The sequence below is a fragment of the Plesiomonas sp. genome (assembly GCF_051650925.1).
Classification (GTDB): domain Bacteria; phylum Pseudomonadota; class Gammaproteobacteria; order Enterobacterales; family CAMTGL01; genus Plesiomonas.
Genome location: NZ_JBOFRH010000199.1, coordinates 1 through 3,716, shown reverse-complemented (window position 1 = coordinate 3,716; position 3,716 = coordinate 1). Strand labels below are relative to the sequence as shown.

Genomic DNA, 3,716 nt, shown 5'->3' with positions numbered 1-3,716 from the left:
CGAATTTGCAGCAGCATCTCTTGCTCTTTAGCTTGTGCATCTTGGTAATCCTGCCAGTCAGGCAGCAAGATAAACCATGCCACCGCAGCACAGACAATAACGGTAACCAAGCTGATAAATATCCACTGCATTTTGCGTGGCCAGTAGGCTATCTGATCGAGGTCGAGTTCACTCCACTGGCTCATCCTTTGATCTCTCCAAGCTTTTGCTTCATTTCCGATAACAGCTGAAAACGCATTTTGAATTCATCAAAACTTGCGCCATCTTTGTTGGCCACAATCGCATCAATTGATACAGCATCGAGCCAGTAAGAGGATTCAACCTGCCGTACCATCGAGGAGAGGCGTACGTTAGACTCACTGCGGCCAGTAATTTCAACCCGCTCACCGTTTAGGGTGATTTTGTCGATATACACGCCAGTCGGAACCACCAGTGGTAAGAGGTTAAACAGGCGGGTGACCTGATCACGCTGGCGTTGCAGTGCCGATACCGCGGCAATCCGCTTATTGACCAGTTCTTCTTTTGCTTTGATGTCTCGTAACTCGGCCAATTTAATATCAAGGGTCGTGATTTCTGATTGCAGCCGTGCTAAACGGTTTTGCTGTGTATCATTGAGCTGCGAAATACTCAGCCATACGGCCGCCAGCAACAGACACCAGACACCTGCCCATACCGAAACTTGCTGTAAAAACAGTTGCTGTTTTTGCTGCCGTTCCAATTCGCGCCACGGCAATAAATTAATGCCTTTCATCAGCTTGCCTCCCACACAGCCAAGCCACAGGCTAACGTAAACGGCCATGCATCTTCTTGCTGCGGTGTGCTAACCGTTAAAGAAAGCCCCGCAAAGGGTGACCAACCCTGTACTGGAATCGAAAGCTGGGCACTCAATAAGCGCGCTTCACTTTCATTAATCTGCCCGCTAACCAGCAAACCGTTGGATTGACGGCCCGTTGAGTGGTACATCTGACGGATCAGTCCAATCTGGCGAGTCACTTCATTGAGCCACTGCTCTTGCAGTAAATTTCCAGGAATAAAGGGTGTTGAATCATCTTGTAGTGGGATATTCAAAGGTTGATCGCGAAAGAACAGCGGTGCATCCGGCACAGAAGAGACCAAAATGTTGCGTGAGGATAAATGCACTAACAGTTGTTGCCCAAACTCAATACCGGCTGGCAGCGCACTGCGAGCAAGATCAACGGCACGCCTTAATGCTAATGGGCTAATATCCACCACATCCGCCGTTAAACCGCCTTGTGTCAACATCGAAAGGTACTCATTCATTAGCTCACGGCGCGCAGCCGTAACAACCAGTTTGATACGGCCATTGGCCGTAGGTACACCTTCGGCACGAAAATCAAATGCCAGTTCATGCGGTGGCAGCGGAAACAGGGCCGGAAGTTCAGCTTCCACCCGAAATAAACGCTCTTGCTCGGTTAAAAAAGCATCCACCATTAAGGTTTTCTGCATAACCGCCGAACCGGGCAGTGCAATACTGAGCCGAGCCAGACGGCGGGGCAGTATTTTTTGCACCTGAAGTAATACACCCTTAAGCAGCTCAGGTTGCACTAAACGGTCGCCTTGAAATGTGCCGGTTGGCAGGGCAATGCTATGCCAACCCAACAGCTCCCAGCCTTGTCGACGCGAACGGCACCACACAACCCGAACGGCATCACTGGCAATGTCCAACCCTACACTGACAGAGCGTGCAAACATGACTCTCCCATACATCTTATTGATGTGCTTCTGACGAAAGATCAAAAAAAACTAAGCAAACTGACGAAAGTGCGAAGAAAAAAACAGCTAAGGGGTTACCCTTTTACGCCATGCCTTTATACTACGCACTTATTGTTAATAAACCGTTAGCTGCTTTAATCGCGGGAATTCTCAGGTGAAGCTCATAAAGTATTTTTTTGTCGTTACACTTAGTTGCATCCTTCTGGGAGGCGCTTCAGTGTACGGCTTATATGTTTACGTCAAGCCTCAGTTGCCCGATGTTGCAACGTTGCGTGATGTCCGATTGCAAACCCCTATGCAGGTTTACAGTGCCGATGGCAAACTGATTTCTCAGTTTGGTGAGAAGCGCCGTATCCCCCTGACACTAGAACAAATTCCACCGCAACTGGTGAATGCCTTTATTGCAACAGAAGATAGCCGCTTCTATCAACATGATGGTATTGATCCAATTGGAATTTTGCGAGCTGCCTTGGTTTCTTTGACCGCCGGGCATGCAAAACAGGGTGCAAGTACCATTACCCAACAGTTAGCTCGTAACTTTTTCCTCAGCCCTGAAAAAACCATTATGCGTAAAGTCAAAGAGGTTTTTTTGGCGCTACGCATAGAACAGTTACTGACAAAAAACGAAATTCTTGACCTATACCTGAATAAAATTTATTTAGGCTACCGTGCCTACGGTGTCGGTGCAGCCGCACGCGTTTACTTTGGAAAGGATATTGATCAACTGACGTTGAGTGAAATGGCGGTCATTGCAGGCCTACCTAAAGCGCCGTCAACATTGAACCCTCTCTATTCACTGACTCGCTCAGAAAACCGCCGTAATGTGGTGCTCTCTCGGATGCGGGAAGAGAACTACATCACCCAAAGCCAGTATCAAGAGGCAATTAAACAGCCGATTGTTGCCAGCTATCACGGTGCTGAAATTGAATTAAATGCACCGTATTTGGCGGAAATGGTTCGCCAAGAGATGTTCAGCCGCTACGGTGAAGATGCATATACCGATGGCTTTAAGGTCTACACCACGGTTGACTCTAGCGTACAAGCTGCGGCCGATAATGCATTGCAAGATAATGTTATCGGTTACGATATGCGCCACGGCTACCGAGGCCCTGCTAACCAACTATGGAAAAGTGGTCAGCCGGTTTGGGATAGCAGTAAGATCGTCAGCAGCCTGAAAAATTTACCCACTTATGGCCCGTTTCAGGCCGCTGTTGTGACGGCGGTACAGGATAAAAGTGCCACCGCGCTGCTCGGTAATGGTGAGAGCATTACGCTAAACTGGGATGGTATCAAATGGGCTCGCCCGTTTATTAGCGATACCCGTCAGGGTGCATCCCCTAAAAGTGCCCGTACAGTACTCAATGCTGGTGAGCAGATTTGGGTTCGATCACTCAATGATGTCTGGTGGCTAGGCCAAGTACCCGATGTCAACTCCGCACTGGTTTCGCTTAACCCAGACAATGGCGCAGTAAAAGCGCTGGTTGGCGGCTTTAGCTATAACCAGAGCAAATTTAACCGCGTAACGCAGTCAATTCGTCAGGTCGGCTCCAACATTAAACCGTTTATCTACGCCGCGGCATTAGAAAAAGGGTTATCTTTAGCCACTATTCTCAATGACGCCCCGATTACCCGCTGGGATTCTGGTGCTGGCAGCAATTGGCGGCCAAAGAACTCACCTGCCGTTTATGATGGCCCACTACGGTTACGTGAAGGGTTAGGTCTGTCAAAAAACGTGATGATGGTCCGCGCATTACGGGCTATTGGCGTTAATTTTGCGGCTGATTTTCTTGAACGTTTTGGCTTTAATCCTGCCAACATCTCCCGCTATGAGTCTTTAGCGCTGGGAGCGGCTGATTTTACCCCGCTATCTGTCGCACGCGGTTACTCAGTTTTTGCCAATGGTGGCTATTTAATTACGCCTTATTTCATCAGCAAAATTGAGGACTCAAACGGTAAATTGCTGGAGGAAACCAAACCACTGA

4 protein-coding genes are annotated in these 3,716 nt (G+C 48.6%); 1 reads left to right on the top strand and 3 read right to left on the bottom strand.

Annotated features, from left to right (window positions below):
* The 3 genes from ACRC27_RS04820 to pilM all read right to left on the bottom strand — a co-directional run.
* On the bottom strand, positions 1 to 185 hold a 185-nt coding region (locus tag ACRC27_RS04820; protein ID WP_438639317.1), incomplete at its 3' end, for a hypothetical protein.
* Complete coding sequence (locus tag ACRC27_RS04815) at positions 182 to 751, bottom strand: PilN domain-containing protein (protein WP_438639316.1); 570 nt, start codon at positions 749 to 751, stop codon at positions 182 to 184. The genes ACRC27_RS04820 and ACRC27_RS04815, both read right to left, overlap by 4 nt.
* Complete coding sequence (gene pilM, locus ACRC27_RS04810; RefSeq protein WP_438622872.1) at positions 751 to 1,713, bottom strand: type IV pilus biogenesis protein PilM; 963 nt, start codon at positions 1,711 to 1,713, stop codon at positions 751 to 753. Before pilM ends, ACRC27_RS04815 begins: the two co-directional genes overlap by 1 nt.
* Before the next feature lie 175 nt (positions 1,714 to 1,888).
* Between pilM and ACRC27_RS04805 the strand changes: the two genes are divergently transcribed.
* Positions 1,889 to 3,716, top strand: a 1,828-nt coding sequence (locus ACRC27_RS04805; protein WP_438639315.1) for a transglycosylase domain-containing protein, incomplete at its 3' end; no start/stop codon positions are given.

What these genes read in the sequence shown, in the direction of transcription:
- ACRC27_RS04815 (WP_438639316.1), bottom strand. Translation starts at nt 751, where the DNA reads ATGAAAGGCATTAATTTATTGCCGTGGCGCGAATTGGAACGGCAGCAA.
- pilM (WP_438622872.1), bottom strand. Translation starts at nt 1,713, where the DNA reads ATGTTTGCACGCTCTGTCAGTGTAGGGTTGGACATTGCCAGTGATGCC.